Origin of the sequence: Corallococcus sp. AS-1-12 (assembly GCF_020036995.1) — a bacterium.
Classification (GTDB): domain Bacteria; phylum Myxococcota; class Myxococcia; order Myxococcales; family Myxococcaceae; genus Corallococcus.
The window spans coordinates 1-17,582 of sequence record NZ_JAIQDD010000004.1 but is presented as its reverse complement, the minus strand read 5'-3'; the positions used below and the strand labels follow the sequence as shown (position 1 = coordinate 17,582).

16 protein-coding genes are annotated in these 17,582 nt (G+C 71.8%); 6 read left to right on the top strand and 10 right to left on the bottom strand.

All coding sequences use genetic code 11. The features are described from left to right. Positions 1-2 precede the first annotated feature (2 nt). The 3 genes from K8556_RS07315 to K8556_RS07305 are packed head-to-tail and all read right to left on the bottom strand — an operon-like array spanning position 3 to position 2,387. Positions 3-803, bottom strand: coding sequence for an SDR family oxidoreductase (locus K8556_RS07315; RefSeq protein WP_223739305.1), 801 nt, complete (start codon positions 801-803; stop codon positions 3-5). A gap of 28 nt (positions 804-831) precedes the next feature. Further along, on the bottom strand, positions 832-1,626 hold the full coding sequence (locus K8556_RS07310) for a ZIP family metal transporter (protein WP_223739304.1): 795 nt from the start codon (positions 1,624-1,626) through the stop codon (positions 832-834). Next, positions 1,608-2,387: an alpha/beta fold hydrolase gene (locus tag K8556_RS07305; RefSeq protein ID WP_223739303.1), complete on the bottom strand. Its 780-nt coding sequence runs from the start codon at positions 2,385-2,387 to the stop codon at positions 1,608-1,610. Before K8556_RS07305 ends, K8556_RS07310 begins: the two co-directional genes overlap by 19 nt. Before the next feature lie 88 nt (positions 2,388-2,475). On the opposite strand from K8556_RS07305, the gene K8556_RS07300 reads away from it, so the two are divergent. Together K8556_RS07300 and K8556_RS07295 are read left to right on the top strand one after the other, a co-directional pair. Next, complete coding sequence (locus K8556_RS07300) at positions 2,476-3,015, top strand: nuclear transport factor 2 family protein (RefSeq protein WP_223739302.1); 540 nt, start codon at positions 2,476-2,478, stop codon at positions 3,013-3,015. A gap of 133 nt (positions 3,016-3,148) precedes the next feature. After that, the gene (locus tag K8556_RS07295; RefSeq protein WP_223739301.1) at positions 3,149-3,550 is read left to right on the top strand and encodes a hypothetical protein; all 402 of its coding nucleotides are present in this window, start codon (positions 3,149-3,151) and stop codon (positions 3,548-3,550) included. A gap of 24 nt (positions 3,551-3,574) precedes the next feature. Here the strand turns inward: K8556_RS07295 and K8556_RS07290 are convergent, their stop codons facing one another. Beyond that, entirely contained in the window at positions 3,575-4,675 is a 1,101-nt protein-coding gene (locus tag K8556_RS07290) for a PE-PPE domain-containing protein (protein ID WP_223739300.1), read from the bottom strand. Positions 4,676-4,741: 66 nt separating this feature from the next. Then, positions 4,742-6,418 carry an amidase gene (locus tag K8556_RS07285; protein WP_223739299.1) on the bottom strand — a complete coding sequence of 559 codons (1,677 nt, stop codon included), beginning with the start codon at positions 6,416-6,418 and terminating at the stop codon, positions 4,742-4,744. 78 nt (positions 6,419-6,496) lie between these two features. Here K8556_RS07285 and K8556_RS07280 point away from each other — a divergent pair, with 78 nt between their 5' ends. Then, complete coding sequence (locus K8556_RS07280; RefSeq protein ID WP_223739298.1) at positions 6,497-7,468, top strand: hypothetical protein; 972 nt, start codon at positions 6,497-6,499, stop codon at positions 7,466-7,468. A gap of 3 nt (positions 7,469-7,471) precedes the next feature. Here K8556_RS07280 and K8556_RS07275 read toward each other — a convergent pair whose 3' ends face one another. Further along, positions 7,472-9,043, bottom strand: coding sequence for a hypothetical protein (locus K8556_RS07275; RefSeq protein ID WP_223739297.1), 1,572 nt, complete (start codon positions 9,041-9,043; stop codon positions 7,472-7,474). Between the two features lie 73 nt (positions 9,044-9,116). On the opposite strand from K8556_RS07275, the gene K8556_RS07270 reads away from it, so the two are divergent. After that, positions 9,117-10,265 carry a BMP family protein gene (locus K8556_RS07270; protein WP_223739296.1) on the top strand — a complete coding sequence of 383 codons (1,149 nt, stop codon included), beginning with the start codon at positions 9,117-9,119 and terminating at the stop codon, positions 10,263-10,265. A 4-nt stretch (positions 10,266-10,269) separates the two neighbouring features. Here K8556_RS07270 and K8556_RS07265 read toward each other — a convergent pair whose 3' ends face one another. Further along, entirely contained in the window at positions 10,270-10,437 is a 168-nt protein-coding gene (locus K8556_RS07265) for a hypothetical protein (RefSeq protein ID WP_223739295.1), read from the bottom strand. Positions 10,438-10,681: 244 nt separating this feature from the next. Further along, entirely contained in the window at positions 10,682-11,209 is a 528-nt protein-coding gene (locus K8556_RS07260) for a YkgJ family cysteine cluster protein (RefSeq protein ID WP_223739294.1), read from the bottom strand. 406 nt (positions 11,210-11,615) lie between these two features. Between K8556_RS07260 and K8556_RS07255 the strand changes: the two genes are divergently transcribed. After that, positions 11,616-14,165, top strand: a complete 2,550-nt coding sequence (locus K8556_RS07255; RefSeq protein WP_223739293.1) for a hypothetical protein — start codon at positions 11,616-11,618, stop codon at positions 14,163-14,165. A 34-nt stretch (positions 14,166-14,199) separates the two neighbouring features. Here the strand turns inward: K8556_RS07255 and K8556_RS07250 are convergent, their stop codons facing one another. Beyond that, positions 14,200-14,964, bottom strand: coding sequence for a glucose 1-dehydrogenase (locus K8556_RS07250; RefSeq protein WP_223739292.1), 765 nt, complete (start codon positions 14,962-14,964; stop codon positions 14,200-14,202). A gap of 33 nt (positions 14,965-14,997) precedes the next feature. After that, the gene (locus tag K8556_RS07245; protein WP_223739291.1) at positions 14,998-15,984 is read right to left on the bottom strand and encodes a zinc-dependent alcohol dehydrogenase family protein; all 987 of its coding nucleotides are present in this window, start codon (positions 15,982-15,984) and stop codon (positions 14,998-15,000) included. Positions 15,985-16,266: 282 nt separating this feature from the next. Here K8556_RS07245 and K8556_RS07240 point away from each other — a divergent pair, with 282 nt between their 5' ends. Further along, entirely contained in the window at positions 16,267-17,343 is a 1,077-nt protein-coding gene (locus tag K8556_RS07240) for a lysylphosphatidylglycerol synthase domain-containing protein (protein WP_223739290.1), read from the top strand. The last annotated feature ends 239 nt before the right edge of the window (positions 17,344-17,582 follow it).

Below are 17,582 nucleotides of genomic sequence, written 5' to 3'. Positions count from 1 at the left end.
CCTCAGGCCTTCTTGCCACGGATGGCGCGCGCGGCCAGCCGGTCCACCAGCGCGGGCGCCACCAGCTTGAGCACCTGGCCCACGCGGCCGGTGAGCGTCATCACCAGCTCCCGGTCGCGGCGCTCCATGGCGCGCAGGATGAGGGCCACGCAGGTGTCCACGTCCATGGTGGGGCCCGCCTCGTCGCGAGGGCTCTGGCCCAGCGGCCGGCCCTCCGGACCCAGCGCGTGCGCGCGGATGTCCGTGGCCACGAAGCCCGGCGACACCACGAGCACGTCCGTGCCGGTGCCCAACAGCTCGATGCGCAGCGAATCGAAGAAGCCCTGCATGGCGTGCTTGCTGCCGGCGTAGCCGGTGCGCATGGGCACGCCCGTCTTGCCCGTGAGCGACGACACGGCGACGAGCAATCCCTTGCGCGCCTTCACGTGCGGCAGCGCGTGGAAGGTGCAGTGCACCGCGCCCAGGTAGTTGATGCGCATGAGGCGCTCGTAGAGGCCCAGGTCCTTCACGTCCTCGAAGCGCGAGTGCATGGTGATGCCCGCGTTGTTGACGAGCACGTCCACGCCGCCGAACGCCTCCACCGTGCGCTCCACCAGCAGGCGGCACGCCTCCGGGTCGCCCACGTCGGTGGGCACCACCAGCGCCTTGCCGCCCGCGGCCTCGCACTTCGCCTTCACGCGCTCCAGCGCCTGGGCATCCCGCGCCGCCAGCGCCACGTTCGCGCCCCGGCCGGCCAGGGTCACCGCCAGCGCCTCGCCGATGCCCGCGGAGGCACCGGTGACAATCACGGTCTTTGCTTGCATGCCCCCATCCTCTCAGGGGGGCGGCCCTTCAGCCATGGCCTCCCGCGAACCGCTCCGCGAAGTGCAGCCCGCCAATGAGCAGCAGCCCGCACAGGAAGCCCACCACGCGCTGGCGCGTGTCCGGGCCCCGGCGCAGCTCCGGCAGCAGGTCCACCGCGCCGATGTAGAGGAACGAGCCTCCGGCGATGGCCAGCACCGTGCCCTGGAGCGAGGGCAGGTACCGGGTGCCCAGCAGCACGCCCGCCGCGCCCACCGCGGCGGTGAGCTGCACCGCCGCCAGCGCGGCCAGCGACCGCGCGCGAGTCCAGCCCGCGGCGCGCAGGAGCGCGTAGTCGCCCACCTCCTGCGGCAACTCGTGGACGATGACGGCGAACGCGGTGGCGAAGCCCGCCTCCGGCGACACGAGGAAGGCCGCCGCGACTGCCGCGCCGTCACCCACGTTGTGCAGCGCATCCGACGCGAGCAGCGCGCTGGGGAGCGTGGGCGAGCCCGGGTGCCCATGCGCGCCGTGCGCGTGTCCGGCGGCGGCCTCCGCGTCGTGGTGGTGATGGCCCAGGCCCCACTCCAGGAGCGCCAGCGCGACGAAGCTGGCGAAGGCCCACGCGAAGGCGGCGTCGCCCTGGGCCTTCACCGCCTCCGGCAGCACCTCCAGGAACACCGCGCTCAGCAGCGTGCCGGCGGCGAAGGCCACCAGCGCGGGCAGCCTGCGCTGCAGCCACGGCTCGGACAGCACTCCGCCCGCGAGCCCGGCCAGGCCGTCCAGCCCCACCGCGATGAAGACGAGCAGGACGGTGTTCGCATCCATCAGGGCGCCATCAGCCACGCGAGCACGGCCTGGGGACTGTCCACATGCACGAAGTGGCCGGCGTCCGGCAGCAGGGCCACGGGGCAGCCCGCGTCCTCCAGGCGCCGGGCGCTCTCCTCGGGCACGTACCGGCTGCGCCCGCCGCGGATGCAGCGCAGGGGCGGGTGCACGGGGCGCTCCACCGCGGGCCAGAGGTCCTCGCCGTTGACGCGGCGGTGCAGCCGCAGGAGCGCGTCGCGGTCGAAGCGCCAGCGCACGCCGTCACCGTCGGGCGTGAGGTTCATGAGCAGCCAGTCCGACAGCGCCTCCGACAGGCCGTTGCCAATGAGGTTCTCCCGAAGGGCCCTGCGGCTGTCCGCGCGCGGCGGGGCCTTCAGGAGGATGTCCAGGACATAGCCGCTGTCCGACAGGTTCAGCGGCACGGGCCCGGGCGCGATGTCGAGCATCGCCACGCTGCGCACGCGCTCGGAGGCCTCCAGGCTCGCGGCCAGGGACACGCGGCCGCCCAGCGAGTGGCCCACCCAGTCCACGGCGCCGGTGAAGCCCCGCGCCTCCAGCGTGTCCACCACGTCGCGCGCGAGCGTGGTCAGGTCCGCCTCCGGAGGCAGCGCGGGGGAGGTGCCGTGGCCGGTGAGGTCGGGCAGCAGGATGCGGCGGCGCGGGTCGGCCTGCGTCCACGCGACGGCCAGCGAGCGCAGGTTGCGCCCCGTCCCGAGGAAGCCGTGCAGCATCACCGTGGGCACGTCACCCGTGCCCACCTGGAAACTTTCGAGCACCACGCCACCACCGCCTTGTGTCGCATGCCTTGACCTGGGGGCACGCCTGCCGCTTCATACCGCGAACCCCTCTGACGTCGAGGTGAACCCGATGGCATCCGTCTCCTGGTTGTTGCTGGCGCTCGGCGCCAACCCCGTCGCTGCTCCGGCCGCGGCCCAGGCTCCGGCCGACCCCAAGGTCGCGGTGGCCACGGTGCTGGACGACTGGCACCGCGCGGCGGCGGTGGCCAACGAGGCGCGCTACTTCGCCTTCTTCACGCCGGACGCGGTCTTCATGGGCACGGACGGCGAGGAGCGCTGGACGGTGGACCAGTTCCGCGCGTGGTCGAAGCCCTTCTTCTCCAAGGGCAAGGCCTGGTCCTTCAAGTCGGTGTCCCGCAATGTCTTCTTCTCGAAGGACGGCCAGGTCGCCTGGTTCGACGAGGCGCTGGACACGCCCAACCTGGGCCCCGCGCGCGGCAGCGGCGTGCTGGTGAAGGACGCGGCCGGCTGGAAGATCGCCCAGTACAACCTCTCCGTCCCCATCCCCAACGACCTGATGGGCGAGGTGACGAACCGCATCGCCACGTACTCCAAGGCAAAGGCAGCCACACCGCCCGCCCCGGCGAGCAAGCCCGCGCCGAAGCCCTGACGCATGCCTGCCTGCGTCATGGTCCGGGTCCATGACAGAACCATGACAAACGCATGGAGGAGCTGAGGCCCTCCGTCATTTCCCACGCTGTACGTTGGAGTCCTTCGCCGCTCTGTACCGGAGGCCCCAACGCATGCGTGTCATCACCCCCGACCTTCTCGTCGCGGCCGTGACGGAACTCTCCCGGGGATCGAAGCTGGTCCGACTGAAGGACGTCCAGGCGTGGTGTGAGTGGAACGGCGTGGACGCGCAGGGCGACGGTCTGCGGAACCAGGCGCTCTGGGAGGCGGAGCGCGCCGAGGCCCGGGGCCAGCGCCGCCTGCTGAAGTTCAAGAGCGGCGAGTGCAAGCAGTCCCGGCTGGGCTGGGCGCTCATCGCCCACGGGCCCAAGGCGCGCGAGCTGGCCACGGACCTGCGCTGGTGCGAGCAGTCCTGGAACGGCATGGACTGGGAGTGGGTGGGCGGAGTCGCCCCCGTCCCCGAGCGCCGCCCCAACCGCGTGCGCACCGTGGAGGAGGCGCCCGCGTCTCCGTGAGCGTGGGGCGTGCCGGGGCGCGGTTCAGACCGCGTCCTGGATGTTGTCCAGGTACGTGTCGATGCCGTGCTTGCCGTCCACGGCGAAGACCTCGCCGTTGCCGGCGGAGTCGAAGGTGTGGACGGTCGCTCCTTCCGGGTACTGGATGGACGGGCCGCCGTTGAGGATGCCGATGCCCGGGAAGAGGCCGGACACGATGCCGCTGACGATGTCCGTCACCGGGTTGAACGCGTGCGTGCCCAGCCACGTGGGCACGGGGTCCTGCTTGTTCACGTAGAAGGTGTAGTTCGGCCCGTCCGGGAAGGTCTTGCCCGCGCCCGCGAAGGTGGAGACGTTGATGTTGCCGAGCATCGCCTCGCGCTTGTCGCGGTTGCCGTCACCGAGGATGGGCAGGTTCCCCCAGAAGCCGCCCATGTCGTCCTGGATGCGGCGGTCCACCTCGCGCAGCGCGCTCGACACGATGGCGCCACCCTGGCTGTAGCCGGTGACGTTGACCTTCTTGCCGGCCTGCAAGTCATTGTAGATGGCGTCCGCCAGCGTCTGGGCCGCCTTGTTGTCGCCGACACCCAGCCGGTCCAGGCCCGTCTGCGCGACGTCCGCGGGCAGCCCCTCCGTGGCGTTGTAGATGGGCACCACGTTGGTGCCCGTCTCGTTCGCCAGCTTCTGGGCCTCGCCCGTGGCGTTCCCGTCCCCCTGCGGCTGCGTGAGGATGCCGTTGACGTGGTACGTCGTCGGCGTCGGGGAGGCGATGGGCTTCTCCGGCTTGAACGGCGGCACCTCCGAGACGGAGAACTTGTCCGGCGGATAGGCGTAGCCGTCCGAGCCCAGGTACATGCCGTCGTAGAGCTTCGGATCCGCGCTCGGGTCGAGCTTCAGCGCGCCGCGCGCCACCTTCGTCGCCTCATCCAACTGCACCGTGCCGGCCTGCACCGTGCCCGTGTTGGACTGGATGGGCGGCAGGTTCGCGTTGCCCGGGCTGGAGGACGGGGCGCGCTTCGCCTCGAAGACGTCCTTGGAGGCCAGCGGACGCGCGAGCGCGTTCTTCGCCACGGGGCCGGACGGTCCCTCCAGGGGGCGCGGCGCCACCGGCCGGACTCCGCCTCTTCCCACTCCGTCGATGGACATGTCCCGGACCTTCCGTGCTCGCGGTTCGAGAGGGTTATCGGGAGATGAGAAGAAGAGTTGTCCCGGTCAGGGCAGAACGCTGACGTGGATGCCGGGCGTGCGGTGCTCCGCCGCGCGCTCCACCACGCGGCCCAGGCGCAAGAGCAGGTGCTCCTCGTAGGGGCGCCCCATGAGGTGCACGCCCACGGGCAGGCCCGCGCGGTCGAAGCCCGCGGGCACGGAGAGGGCAGGGCAGCCGGTGAGGTTCGCCAGGCGGATGAAGCGCATCAGCGCGTCCACCACCGGCAGGTTCGACTCGCCGGCCGGGAGCGTCTCCTCGGGGATGGCGGGCGCGGTGCTCGCCGTCGTCGGCGTGACGATGACGTCCACGTCCGCCATGAGCGCCAGCAGCTCGCGGGTCAGCCGGTGCCGGTGCCGCAGCGCGTGGATGAGGTCCGTGGCCCGGAAGTGGCGCCCCAGCGCCAGGTTGGTGCGCGAGTCGAGCCCGAACACGGACGCGCCGGCCTTCAGCCGCGGCAGCATCGCCTCCGTCATCTCGCTCAGGATGATGCAACTGTGCGTCCAGAGGATCGTGTTCAGGTCCGGCGCGGGCAGCTCCACCACCGTGGCGCCCGCGTCGGTGAGGGCGCGCACGGCCTCGCGGCAGCGCGCCACCACGTCCGGCTCCGCGTCTTCAAAGTAGGGCGTGCAGATGCCCAGCCGGACGCCCTTCAACGCGCCGTCCTCCAGGCCAGACAGGTGGTGCGCGGGCTGCTGCCGGGAGGCGACGTCGTGTCCGTCCGCTCCCGCGACCAGCGCATACGCCGCCGCGACGTCGTCGACGGTGAGGCCCAGGGGGCCCACGTGCGCCACGTTCCAGCACAGCGGCGGCACGCCCGTCTCCGGGATGCGGCCCCAGGTGGCCTTGAGCCCGACGATGCCGCACAGCGCGGCGGGGATGCGGATGGAGCCGCCCCCGTCCGCGCCAATGCTCACCGGACACAGGCCCGCCGCCACCACGGCCCCGGAGCCGCTGGAGCTGCCGCCGGTGATGTGGCCCCGGTTCCACGGGTTGCGCGCGACGCCGTGGTGCGGGTTCAACCCGATGGGGTTGATGCCAATCTCCTGCATGTTGGCCTTGCCCAGGATGAGCGCGCCCGCGGCCTTCAACCGGGCGGCCACGGTGGAGTCCGTCCGGGCCGGCTCGGTGCGGAACGTGGTGCCCAGCGTCGTGGGGAATCCGGCTACGTCCAGCTCGTCCTTGATGACGACGGGCACGCCGTCGAGCACGCTCAACGGCGCTCCGGCGCGCAGCCGCTCCGCGGACGCCTCCGCCGCGCGCAGCACCTCCTCCGGCTTGCGGGAGATGAAGAGCCCCAGGCGGTCCGCGCCCGAGTCCAGCCGCTCGATCGCCTCGTGGACCTTGCGCGCCACGGCCACCGGATCCGCGCTCCCGTCCCGGTAGGCGCGAGCGAACGCCGCGACCGTCTCCCACTTCGGCGTCACGGGCGACGCGGCGGCGGCGCGGGCGGCCTGCTCCACCGGTGTCTGTGTTTCAGCGGGAGGCGCCCCCGGGGGCAGCGGATACTGGAGGGGCGGAGCATCCCCGGCGGACAGCTCGCGCCACTGCTCGATGCCGCTGTCCCGCATCAGCTTGTCCACCAGCGCCGGGCCCACGCCGCCCCGCTCCAGCGTGTTGACCATGGCCTTGAGGGCCATGCCGGAGAGTCGCGGAGCCTTCACCGGAGCGCGTCGGTAGGTCATGGCCTCCGAGCCTACACCCCGTGCACGTCCACGCAGCAGGTCGTTCCCCGCGCCTGGAACACCCCGTAGATTCGGGTCATGCCCAAGATCGCCAAAGGCACCCGCCCGAAGCGCTTCTCCCATCTGTCCAGGACGGAGAGCCTGGCGAGCGTCGCCACCCTCTCCGAGCGGATCCGCACCGAGTTCGACCAGGTGCTCTGCATCCGCAAGACGCGGCGGGTGGAGGATGAAATCAAATACACCCTCCACCCCAGATACAAATACTACCACCTGGGCATCGACCCGGTGGAGCCCGCGCTGGACAAGAACTACTGGCACGCGGCGTTCACCGTGCTGCGGGGGCTGCCCATCCAGGAGTACGACTCCTTCAAGTGCCCGGGGGTGGTCATCAGCAACCAGGCGGAGCTGGCGGGCTGGGGAAAGACGGACCTGGGGCTGCCCACCAAGAACGTCCTCGAAACCCAGTACCCCGGCGCGTTCCCCCGCACCGCGGCGCCGCAGGCCAACGGGAAGACGCTGGGCACCTGGGACCTGGTCAGCGCGAAGCTCCAGGAGATGCGGGCGCGGGTGAACGGCACCCGGCCCGACGTCAGCTCCAGCGGGAAGGCGCGCGGCGTGGAGCGGATGATCACCCTGGATGACGGTGACTCGTTCCCGAGCGGCGTCATCAAGGCGCCCTACCGGAACGCGGCCTCCATCCCCTACGGCGAGGCCCAGGTGCACTACCTCCCCGAGCACGTCCTGGGCGTCTACGCGGAGCTGCTGAGCCAGCAGCAGATCACCGCGTATCAGCAGGCGGACCACGCGCGCACGGCGGAGCTCGCCCTCCAGGACGCCGTGGAGGCCATCCGGGGGGCGCTGGACCTGCGCTTCTACTTGAAGACCACCTGCAAGCTGGCGGTGCCGCTCGTCGAGTACTCCCTGGGCGCCATCACCCTCCACGCCTCCCCCAAGGCGCTCATGACGGCGGCCGAGGCGAAGTGCCCCGCGGCCGTCATCGAGGCCGTGAAGGCGAAGATCCCCATCGGCATGTACGGCGATGACGCCTGAGCGTCAGGAGTGCTTGGGGGAGGGCGGGATCTCGGTGTCGAAGATCTTGTCCGACCCCGGCTTGCCGTACACCATCGTCTCGTGGGTGGCCGGGAAGGTGACGCCCGGGACGTGCGTGCCGGACGCCTCCCAGTAGTGGCCGAAGGCGTCCGTGGGGAGCACGAGCTTGTCGCCCAGGGTGGCGGAGGCCGCCTGGAGCACCTCGTAGCAGGTCCGGCAGGGCGTCTTCACGCCTCCGATGAAGGCCGGGGACGACGCGCTCAACACCCCCAGCGCGTCCAGGTTCATGAGGATGGGGTAGAACAACTGCTCCGCGTGGATGTCCTTCTTCGTGAAGGTCCCGCGGCCCTGCTCCGGCACGACCAGGTAGATGCGGCCCGCCGTCACCGCGGGCGCCGTCCAGTCCGTGTAGGCGTCGCCGTTCTTCGTGATGGTGAGGACCGAGTGGTTCGGGAAGTCCAGCGCGGCCCGGAGCTGCTTGAAGACGTACTTCCATTGATATTGGAAGTACTCCGAGTAGGCCGACTCGGTGTTCTGGGTGAAGGCGGTCTTGTAGGCCGGAAGGCGCTCGGTGTGGCTCGGCTTCAGGTTGCGCTTGGAGGACTTGATGGAGCCCGCGCCATTGCCAATCTTGATCTGCCCGATGACCTGCTTGAGCGTCCCGTGCGTGGTCAGGGAGTTCTCCAACTCCAGCCCGTAGGAGTAGTTGTTGGAGGAGATGAAGAGCGAGCCGTTCGCCCACAGGGCCTGGAGCTCGATGGGGTTCATCGAGGGGCCGCCGTAGTCGATGGTGTAGAGCAGCGTGCAGAGCCGCCGCATGAAGGAGTTGGGGCCCAGCTCGCGGTAGTCCCAGACGACGTCCCGGCCGACGATCTTCGCGGCGTTCACCACCGTGGGCGCGGACTGGCTCAGGCGGGGGTAGCTGGTGCCGTTGACCGTCTCCCGGTGCTGCAACTGGGCCTCATACTGCTGGAGCGTCACCACGCGGCCCGGATGGGTGGCGGAGGTCAGCGGGTTCTGGTCGTTCTTCAGCGCCCCGAACTTCGTGTCGTAGTCCGTCCGGCGCTTCTTCACCTTCCGGTAGGCCCGCTCGGTGTCGATGCGCGCCTTCGCGCCGTCATCGTCCACGGCCTTCACGCTGAAGGTGGGCTCCTGGTCCTGGAAGCCGTCGTCCATCCGCCGCCGCTTGAGGTTCTTCACCGTCGCTTCAGGGGGGATGTCGAGCGAGCCGGTGACGTCGTGCCGCACCGGGTTGAGCAACCCGGCCTTCCTGCGCTTCTGGGCCTTGGCGGGGCCCGTGGTCAGCGGGACGAAGAAGATGGACTGGTTGTCATTGCAGGTCGGGCAGTCCGGACGGACGGCCTTCTGCTGCGAGTAGGTGCTGGGCGCGGAGTACATCCACTGGCCCTTGCACCGGGAGCAGCCGAAGAAGAAGGCCATCGTCTCCAGCCGGTCGACCTGGCTGCCCCCGTCCTTCGCGCAGTGGTTGCACGTGGGCGTGTCCGACGGCAGCTCGCTCTCCAGGAAGAGGCCGGTGGTGTTCAGGCACTTCTGGCACTTGAAGTAGTAGAGCATCGGCCACCCTGGCTGGGGCGCCCCCGCCGTCCCGCCGGAGCGCCAGGAGTCACATGATACATTACGCGGCGTCATGAGCCCGCGCCGCCGAAGCCTCTCGCTCGTCCTGTGTCTGCTGGCGGCCGTCACCGGCTGCAAGAAGGAGCCGCCCGCCGCGCCGTCCAGGCCCGCCATCGGGCTGGTGTTGGGGCTGGGAGGCCGGGGCGACCACGCCTTCAACGACTCCGCCCTGCGCGGACTGGAGCTGTGGGCCGGAGGCGTGAAGTACGAGAAGGCGGGCTACCAGGAGGCCACCGCGTCCGAGCGGCGGGCCTCGCTGGCCCCGGACCTGGCGCCGCGCGGGGGCGAGCTGATGCCGCTGGGCATCACCCCGGTGGTCCTCCAGAGCCGCGTGGCGGAGGACTACGAGCCGAACCTCCAACTGCTCGCGGAGCAGCGCGTGTCGCTGGCGATGGGCGTGGGCTTCATGCTGGAGAACGCCGTGGAGACGGTGGCCCGGCGCAATCCCTCGCTGCCCTTCCTGCTGGTGGACAGCCCGCTCCTGGACGCGCAGGGCCGGGTCATCACGCTGCCCAACGTGCGCACGGTGGTGTTCCGCGAGGAGGAGGGCTGCTTCCTCGCGGGCGCGCTGGCGGGGCTCGTCACCAGGACGGGCCGGGTGGGCATGGTGGGCGGGATGAAGATTCCCCTGGTGCAGCGCTACGAGGCCGGCTTCCGGGCCGGCGTGGCCGCCACGAACCCGGGCGCCACGGTGCTGGTGAACTACACCGGCAGCTTCACGGACTTCGCCCTGGGCAAGCAGGTGGGGCAGGACCTGCTGCTCAAGAACGCGGACGTCGTCTTCGCGGCGGCCGGCGTGGACGGCCTGGGCGCCATCCAGGCGGTGAAGGAGGCGCGCGAAGCCGGCAAGGCCGTGTCTGTGATTGGCGTGGACTCTGACCCGTCACACCTGGCGCCGGAGGCGGTGCTGTCCGCCGTCGTGAAGCACGTGGACCTGGTGGTCTACGAGGCCATCCGCGAGCAGCGCCAGGGGCGCTTCCAGGGAGGCGATGTCTCGCTCGGCTTGAAGGAGGGAGGCGTGGGGCTCTCGCCCGTGCGGCTGGACTTCCCGGGCAGGGAGGACGCGCTGCGCACGGTGGACGCGCTGCGGGCCCGCATCATCGCGGGCGAGCTGAAGGTGCCCACGCAGCCCGACGCCGCGCGGGCGGCGGAGGCGCGGTAGTCCGTCAAAAGAGCGGCCCGCGCGTCTCCACCTGCAGTTGGCCCTCGTTGATGGCCACGCTGAGCCGGCGCAGCAGGTCCACCTGCTGCTGCTGCGTGAGCAGGGGCACGGACGCCGCCAGCTCGCGCGCCTGGGCATCTCTCCACTGGCGGGCGGAGAGGGCCCGCTCCACCACCTCGTTGCCGCGGGCCCAGGCCTCGGCGTTCCGCGTGTCGGGCGCGGGGGGGCTGCTGGGGGGCCGGGTCCTCCCGTTGCGCGGCGGTGGGCGCCTGGGCCTGGAGCGCGCGGGTCACGGCCTGCTCGATGCGCGCGTCCAGGTCCGAGGGCAGCGCCGGGGCGGGCGCACCGGACAGCGCCACGGCGGGACCCTGGCGCTGCGCGAGCACCTGAGGGGGCCGGTTTTCGAGGAAGGGGGCTCAGCGCGTGTCGCGCTCCTTCCGCGTGAACCATTCAGGGAGCGGGCGGGTCGCTCCACCCAGCCGCGCCACCGCGTCCTCCAGCGCGTCCTGGTTGGCCCAGACGATGTCCGCGTCGCCGTGCCTTCCCACCAGGTCCAGGATGAAGTGGCAGAAGAGGCCGCCATCGCGCGCGGCGGCGAAGCCATACGAGCGGCACGCCAGCGGCCGGTGCGCGTAGACGCGGCACGCCCCCGTCTCCCGGTCCAGCAGCGGGCAGGTGTACGGGCGGGCCTCCTGCCGGGCCATGGCATCGACGCGCTCGCGGATCTCCTCCAGCGCCTCCGGGGAGAGCTGCTGGAGCCCTTCCTCCAGGTAGCTCCACTCCAGTTGTGTCATGGGGAGCGGCGCGGCCAGGTGGCGGCAGCAGTGGTCACACCCCCGGCGGCAGGGCCACCAGTCATGGGAACGGGAGATGTCCGCCGCACGCGCCTCCACGCGTGCGTAGACGGCCTCCAGCGCGCGCCGCGCTTCGTCTGACGTGCTCATCGGCGCGCATTTTTATCGCTCCTCAGGCCCCGGCGGTCCATCCGCCGTCGATGTCGATGACCTGCCCGGTGGCGTACTCGCAGGTGGCGAGGAAGTACGCCGCGTCCGCCATGTCGCGCACGGTGCCCGGCGATGACTACCTCCGCGCCCTCGCTGGCGAAGCCAATGCCTGTCCCACCGCCCGTCACGACCGCGATCTTCCCGTCCAATGCGCCCATGTGCGTGCCTCCCTGCAATGACATACGTACGGCCCGGGCGCGGCGGGTCATGGAGCGCGCCCGGGCCAACATGCGTGACGGCGAGTCTCGTCGCGAGCACCGTTAGGCCGCCATGGCCTGACAGGGCAGCGCCCCTGGGGGAAGCCCGGGCCGTGCGCGGCACCCCCGGACCGGGGTAGACACACGGCATGTCCGCCCTGCTCGACAGCGGCGTGCGTCAGGGCGCGGAGGTTCGCTGCCCCGGATGCATCCGCTTCATCCCCGCTGATGCCGCGTGCCCGCACTGCCTCTGTGGCGCCATCCCGCCGGAGCGCTATGGCTCCGCGCGGGCGTTGGTGAAGTCCGGCGTGGACCGCTTCTCCCTGGCGGCCCGCACCGCCGCGCTGGAGCCCGCCCAGGTGGTGGTGCTGGAGGCGCGCTACGCACGGCAGTGGGGCGCGGTGCGGCGCCTCGCGGAGGACGCCCGGCGCATCGAGTCCCTCCTCATCCAGCGCGGCTTCACGCGGGAGCTGGAGGACGCGTGGGCGGTGATACTGCCCATCGAGGATTCGGCCCTGGAGGAGATGCTCGCGCCCTTCAGCCCCATGCCGGACTCGGTGGAGTGGCTGGCGAACAAATCCCCGGATCCAACCCTGCGCCTGCTGGCCGCGCTCGCCTGCGTGCACCAGGGCTCCGGGATGCGGGACGCACGCTTCTCCGTGAGCAACCAGGTGCTGCACGGGGAGGGGCGCATGGCGGTGGAGGCCATGCTCGCGATGACGCGCTGGCGCAACGGCCTCTCTCCGCGCCTGAGCGCCGAGGAGCGCGAGCGGATCCGCACCCTCGCCCTGGGCGTGCTCCATGTGCCGGAGCTGTCCGCGCGCGCCGCGGTCGCCTGGACGCGGGCCTCGCATGAGCCGGCACCCGCGAACGTCACCGAGGCGCTGCACCGGGGCCTGGATGGCTCCGACCCGGAGGTCCGCTTCGAGTGCGCGCTGTGCCTGCGCGACGAGATGGAGGTCTCCCAGGCGCTGGACTCCTCCGACGCGGACGTCGCCGCCTTCGCGCGGCGCGCGTTGAGCCGGTGGGGTTCGCGCCGGCTGCTCGCGCGCCTGGAGCGGGACGGGGACGCGGCCTTCGCCAGGGAGGTCCTCCGCGAGCTCCCCACCCCTCCGCCCGAGGGCGCCCTGGAGGCGCTGCTCACCGTGTCGCTGCGCACGGTGGGGGCGCTCGCGGACGAGCTGCGCTCCTTCGCGACGCGGCGCCCCTTCCGCGAATGGGGACTGGAGGACCAGCGGCGGTGGTCCCGCTGGGCGCGCTCGGTGCTGCGCGACCTGCCCGCGGAGACCGCGCTCGACTTCTTCGGCTGGGCCGCCACGCCTCCCCGCGACGACCCCGAGCCCCCCGAGGAAGAAGAGTCCGAGGCGATGTGGGCCTTCCTGGAGGAGACCGTGCACGCCATCGACCGGGGCACGACGAAGGACCGCACCGCGTGCTTCGGTGCCCCCGGGTTCGCGCGCTTCCTCCACCACTCGGGCGTGGACGAGCAGCGGCGGCTGAACGACTGGGCCCGCGACGCGTACAGCGGAGAGGCCCTGCTGGAGGCGTTGCTCCTGTTCCCCTCCAGGGCCCGGCACCTGGGCCTCGCTCCGGAGCGCCGGAGCTCGGAGGCGCACCCCGACCCGGGGCACGCGGGCCGGCTGCTGATGGCCGTCTGGGAGGGGCCGGGCCAGTACCTGCTGGTGACGCCGCTGTCCCGCGTGGTGCGCTCCTGGCGCTCCATCACCGGAAGCGAGCTGTTCGTCGAGGCCGTGTGGCGGCGCTTCCAGTCCCACCCCGCCGAGCGCGCGGCCCTGCTCACCGCCTTCGCGGCCTGGCGCGACCGCCTGTGGGAGCACCAGTGCGAAGTGGAGCCGGACGCGCTCGTGCGCTTCCAGACCTGGTGGCGCGTGGATCCAGAAGGGCTCTACCGCCAGACGGAGCAGTTGCTGGACAGCGTCCCGGAGGGGGCGCTGCCCGGGCGGCTGCGCGCCCTCTGGGACGCGGCGGAGGAGCAGGTGGGCACGCGCCCGCGCACGGCGGCCCTCTCCGTGTCGAAGGGCGCCATGGCGCTGCGCAACGGGCTGGAGTCCCGCGACGTCCACGTCCTCGACGTCCTGGACGCGGAGCTGGAGCGCTTCGAGTCGTGGCTCCCCGCCTTCGAGCAGCGCGTGCGCGCCACGCCGTCCCCGCCGGAGGAGTCCAACATCCACCGCGACTTCCTGGACGACACGCACGGCGCGCTGCGGATGATGCGGGAGCGCCGCGAGCGCAGGCGGGAGGACCAGGAGCGCGAGCGGCAGCGAGAAATCGACCGTCAGGTGGCCGAGTCCCGCCGCCGCGACCAGGAGCGCCAGCGAGAGCTCCAGCGCCGCGCCGCGGAGGAGCTCCAGGCCCGGCAGGCCGCGGAGCGCGAACAGCAGGAGACGCTCGCCCGCGTGAAGGCGCAGCGCCTGCTGGTGACGCTCCAGCCCCGCGTGCCGCTGAAAGACGTGGACCGCGAGGTGCTCTTCCCGGAGTCCGCCTTCCCCACGCTCGTGGACTACGCGCGGATGATCAAGGCGATGCAGCAGGGCGGAGACGTGATGAAGCTCTTCGAGACCCTGGGGCTCACCCCCGCCACCTGGGCCGCGCAGGCCACCGCCTGGGGGCAGGCGCTGGTGGGCCGCGTGGAGCTGGGCATGCGCTTCGGAGAGCTGCTGACGGCGCCCTGGGAGTGACGTCCCCGGGCGCTGTCGTGGGGGACTCGCCGCGCTACTGCGCGGTGGCGCCGCCGTCGAGGACCATCTCCGCGCCGGTCATCAGCTTGGACTCGTCCGACGCCAGGTAGACGACGGCGTGGGCCACGTCGTCCGGCTCACCGAAGCGGCCCGCGGGGATGCCCTTGAGCATGCGCGCGCGCGTCTTCTCCGCCTGGCCGCCGGCCTGGGCCAGCGCCTCCACCATGGCGGTCTCCACGTAGCCGGGGTGGATGGAGTTGCAGCGGATGCCATAGCCCTTGTAGGCGCAGTGCAGCGCCACGGACTTGGACAGCATGCGCACGGCGGCCTTGCTGGAGCAGTACGCGGGGAACTGCGGCACGCCCACGAGCCCCGCGATGGAGGAGATGTTGATGATGGAGCCCTGGGACCCGCACTCCCTCATCACGCGGATGCCGTGCTTGCAGCCCAGGAACACGCCGTCCAGGTTGACCGAGTGCACGAACCTCCACTCGTCCAGGGACATCTCCTCCACGTCCTTCACGATGCCCATGCCCGCGTTGTTCACGAGCACGTCCAGCCGCCCGAACGTCTCCACCGTGCGCGCCAGCGCGCTCACCCACTGGTCCTCGCGCGTGACGTCCAGCGGGAGGAAGAGGCCGGAAGCGCCCAGCTCCTCCACCACCGCGCGGGCCTCGCCCTCGCGCCGGTCGGTGACCACCACCTTCGCGCCCTCGCGCGCGAGCATCCGGGCGGACGCGGCGCCCAGGCCCCCCGCGCCGCCGGTCACCAAGGCCACCTTGCCTTCGACTCGCTTCATGGTCGTCGTTCCTTCACGTGAGCGGCGGGTGCTTCACGCCGCGGGGTTGGGGGTGAGCAGGATCTTCCCGTTGCGGCCCGGCTCCAGCGCGCGCTTCACCGCGTCCTGGATGCGCTCCAGCGGATAGGTGCCGTCCACGGGCGCCTGGAGCGTGCCCACGGCCATCAGCTCCGCCATCCGGGCGAGCGTGGCGTTCTGCTCCTCACGGGGCGCGTCGCGCAGCCAGCGCGTCAGCCAGAAGCCGCGCAGGGTGACGTCCTTGAAGATGGTGGCCGCCGCGGACAGTTGGGGGCCCTTGCCGCTCATGGCGCCGTAGTTCACCAGCGTGCCGCCGGTGGACAGACAGTCGCCCACGCGGCGCGCGGACTCGCCGCCCACCGCGTCGATGCCCAGCCGCACCTTCGCGCCGCCGGTGGCCGCGCGCACCTGCTGGGGCAGCTCGTCCGTGTCCAGCAGCACCACGTCCGCGCCCTGGGCCTTGAGCTGGTCGGCCAGCTCCTGGCGGCGCACGACGTTGACGGTCTTCAGGCCCATCACCTGCGCCAGGGTGATGAGGTAGCGGCCCACCGCGGAGTTGGCGGCGTTCTGCGCCACCCACTCGCCGGGCTGGAGCGTCACGAACTGGCGCAGCATCAGATAGGCGGTGGGCGGGTTGATGAGCAGCATGCTCGCCTGGAGCAGGTCCAGTCCCGGCGGCACGGGCAGGAGCTGCGCGGCGGGCGCGGTGAGGTGGGTGCGCCAGGTGCCCGCGCCCAGCGGGAGGAACACCAGGTCCCCCACGGCCACGGCGTCGGTGCCGGACACCTCCACCACGCGGCCCACGCCCTCGTTGCCGGGCGTGGCGGGCAGCTTGGGCAGCACGCCGTATTCGCCGGAGAGGGTGAGCAGGTCGGACGGGTTGATGGGCGTGGCGAGCACGGCCAGCCGCGCCTCGCCGGGCTTCAGCGGCGCGGGGGATTCCTCCACCACCTGGACGACGTCGGGGGGCGGCCCGAAGGCCGAGAAGCGCACTGCTTTCATGGCATTGCTCCCGCGCTGTGAAGGCGCCGCCACCCTAACCGCCTTCCGCCCTGCTGCCGAGCGTGCGCTGGGGTGCCACGCGCGGTGTGCATCCGGTGGTGGATGGATCCGCTCCGCCTGCATTCGTCGCCCCGAGGAAGCGGCGCTCTGTCCACCCCCGGACGCGAGCGGGAGGAGGCTGCCGGCCGGCGACGATCGGGCCTCGCCATGACGGTGGGGGCTGCACAGGTTCTGAAGTGGACCCCTCGGTGGGGCGGGTGGGGACGGGCGAGGAGGGCGAGTGTGAGCAACGTGCACCACGAAGGGGCCCTGGCCGGGCCGGGGGCCGTCGCGGGGGAGGGGCTTTGCGCCTCACCGTGCGCCTGGAGACGCAGGCTGCTGACGGTCCTCAAGCCGGTGTTCGCGATGGGCGGCCTGGGGATGTTGGGGGCCCTGGTGCACAAGGCAGGCGCGGGCGAGCTGAAGACCACGCTCCTGGAGGCGCTGCCGCTGCTCCCCTGGGTGGTGCTCATCGAACTGGGACGGCAGACGTGCGACGCCACGGCGACGCGACTGTCCTATGGCGCGCGCGCGGGGCAGGTGCCGTTGTCGGTGTTGGTACGCGCGCAGTTGATTGGAACCGCGGTGTCGAGCATGGCGCCCGCGGGTCGCGCGGCGGCGGAGGCGACGAAGGCCACGCTGCTGACGCCGTACACGGGGGGCGCGTCCGCGACGGCGGCGGCGGCCACGTCGCAGTCGGCGTCGCTGGGAGCCGGAGGGCTCATCTCCTTTCCGTGCGCGCTGGCGGCCTATCTGATGACGGGGTGGAGCGCGTTCACGGTGGCGATGCTGGTGCACGGCGTCGTGTTGCTGCTCGCGTCGCTGGGCGTGCGCGCGGGGCTGCGGGCGAAGCGGCTGGGCGCGTGGATGCGCAGGCGGTGCGGGAAGTGGGGCGAGCACGCGGAGGCGTTCCAGGCCTCGCTGTGCGCCGGAGGGCTGTGTCCGTGGCGGCCGATGATGGCGTTCCTGGGCAGCCGGGTGTTGCAGGTGATGCAGTACGCGGTGTTGGCGCACGCGGTGGGCATCGACGCGACGGTGGTGCAGGCGCTGTTCACGCAGGGGCTCTACCTGGTGGCGCTGGCGATGGGCTCGCTGGTGCCGGGGCAGGTGGGCGTGACGGACGGGATGTTCTCGCTGGCGGCGGGAGCGATGGGGACGACGGCCGCGAAGGCGATGTCCATCGCGTTGCTCGCGCACACGGTGCAGGCGGTGTTCGTGCTGGTGGGAGCGCTCACGCCGCTGGTGTGGCGCGCGAAGGCGAAGGTGACGGCCGCCGCGCCGGTGGTGCCGCCCGTGCTGCCCGCGCCGGTGTACCGCTAGGTCCTGTTCGTCAGTCGACCAGGGAGGGGAACCCGGCCTCCGAAAGCAGACGCCACGGTGCCGTGGGCCAGCGCCACGCCCCAGGAGCTGGATTCTGTCGCCATGAGAAGGTGAGAACTCTCACAGGGATACCCGGCGGCGGCGAACTCCAGAAACCTGTCGGACAGGAGGTCTGCGCGGAATAGCGAGGCCAGTTGGCCGGCTGCCAAGCGACAAGGGGGACAGGAGCTTCGAGCACA

Bases quoted from the DNA above. Each gene is read 5' to 3' on its own strand.
- K8556_RS07295 (WP_223739301.1), top strand. From the start codon at position 3,149: ATGCGTGTCATCACCCCCGACCTTCTCGTCGCGGCCGTGACGGAACTC.
- K8556_RS07280 (WP_223739298.1), top strand. From the start codon at position 6,497: ATGCCCAAGATCGCCAAAGGCACCCGCCCGAAGCGCTTCTCCCATCTG.
- K8556_RS07285 (WP_223739299.1), bottom strand. From the start codon at position 6,418: ATGACCTACCGACGCGCTCCGGTGAAGGCTCCGCGACTCTCCGGCATG.
- K8556_RS07270 (WP_223739296.1), top strand. From the start codon at position 9,117: ATGAGCCCGCGCCGCCGAAGCCTCTCGCTCGTCCTGTGTCTGCTGGCG.
- K8556_RS07250 (WP_223739292.1), bottom strand. From the start codon at position 14,964: ATGAAGCGAGTCGAAGGCAAGGTGGCCTTGGTGACCGGCGGCGCGGGG.
- K8556_RS07255 (WP_223739293.1), top strand. From the start codon at position 11,616: ATGTCCGCCCTGCTCGACAGCGGCGTGCGTCAGGGCGCGGAGGTTCGC.
- K8556_RS07245 (WP_223739291.1), bottom strand. From the start codon at position 15,984: ATGAAAGCAGTGCGCTTCTCGGCCTTCGGGCCGCCCCCCGACGTCGTC.
- K8556_RS07260 (WP_223739294.1), bottom strand. From the start codon at position 11,209: ATGAGCACGTCAGACGAAGCGCGGCGCGCGCTGGAGGCCGTCTACGCA.
- K8556_RS07290 (WP_223739300.1), bottom strand. From the start codon at position 4,675: ATGTCCATCGACGGAGTGGGAAGAGGCGGAGTCCGGCCGGTGGCGCCG.
- K8556_RS07275 (WP_223739297.1), bottom strand. From the start codon at position 9,043: ATGCTCTACTACTTCAAGTGCCAGAAGTGCCTGAACACCACCGGCCTC.
- K8556_RS07315 (WP_223739305.1), bottom strand. From the start codon at position 803: ATGCAAGCAAAGACCGTGATTGTCACCGGTGCCTCCGCGGGCATCGGC.
- K8556_RS07300 (WP_223739302.1), top strand. From the start codon at position 2,476: ATGGCATCCGTCTCCTGGTTGTTGCTGGCGCTCGGCGCCAACCCCGTC.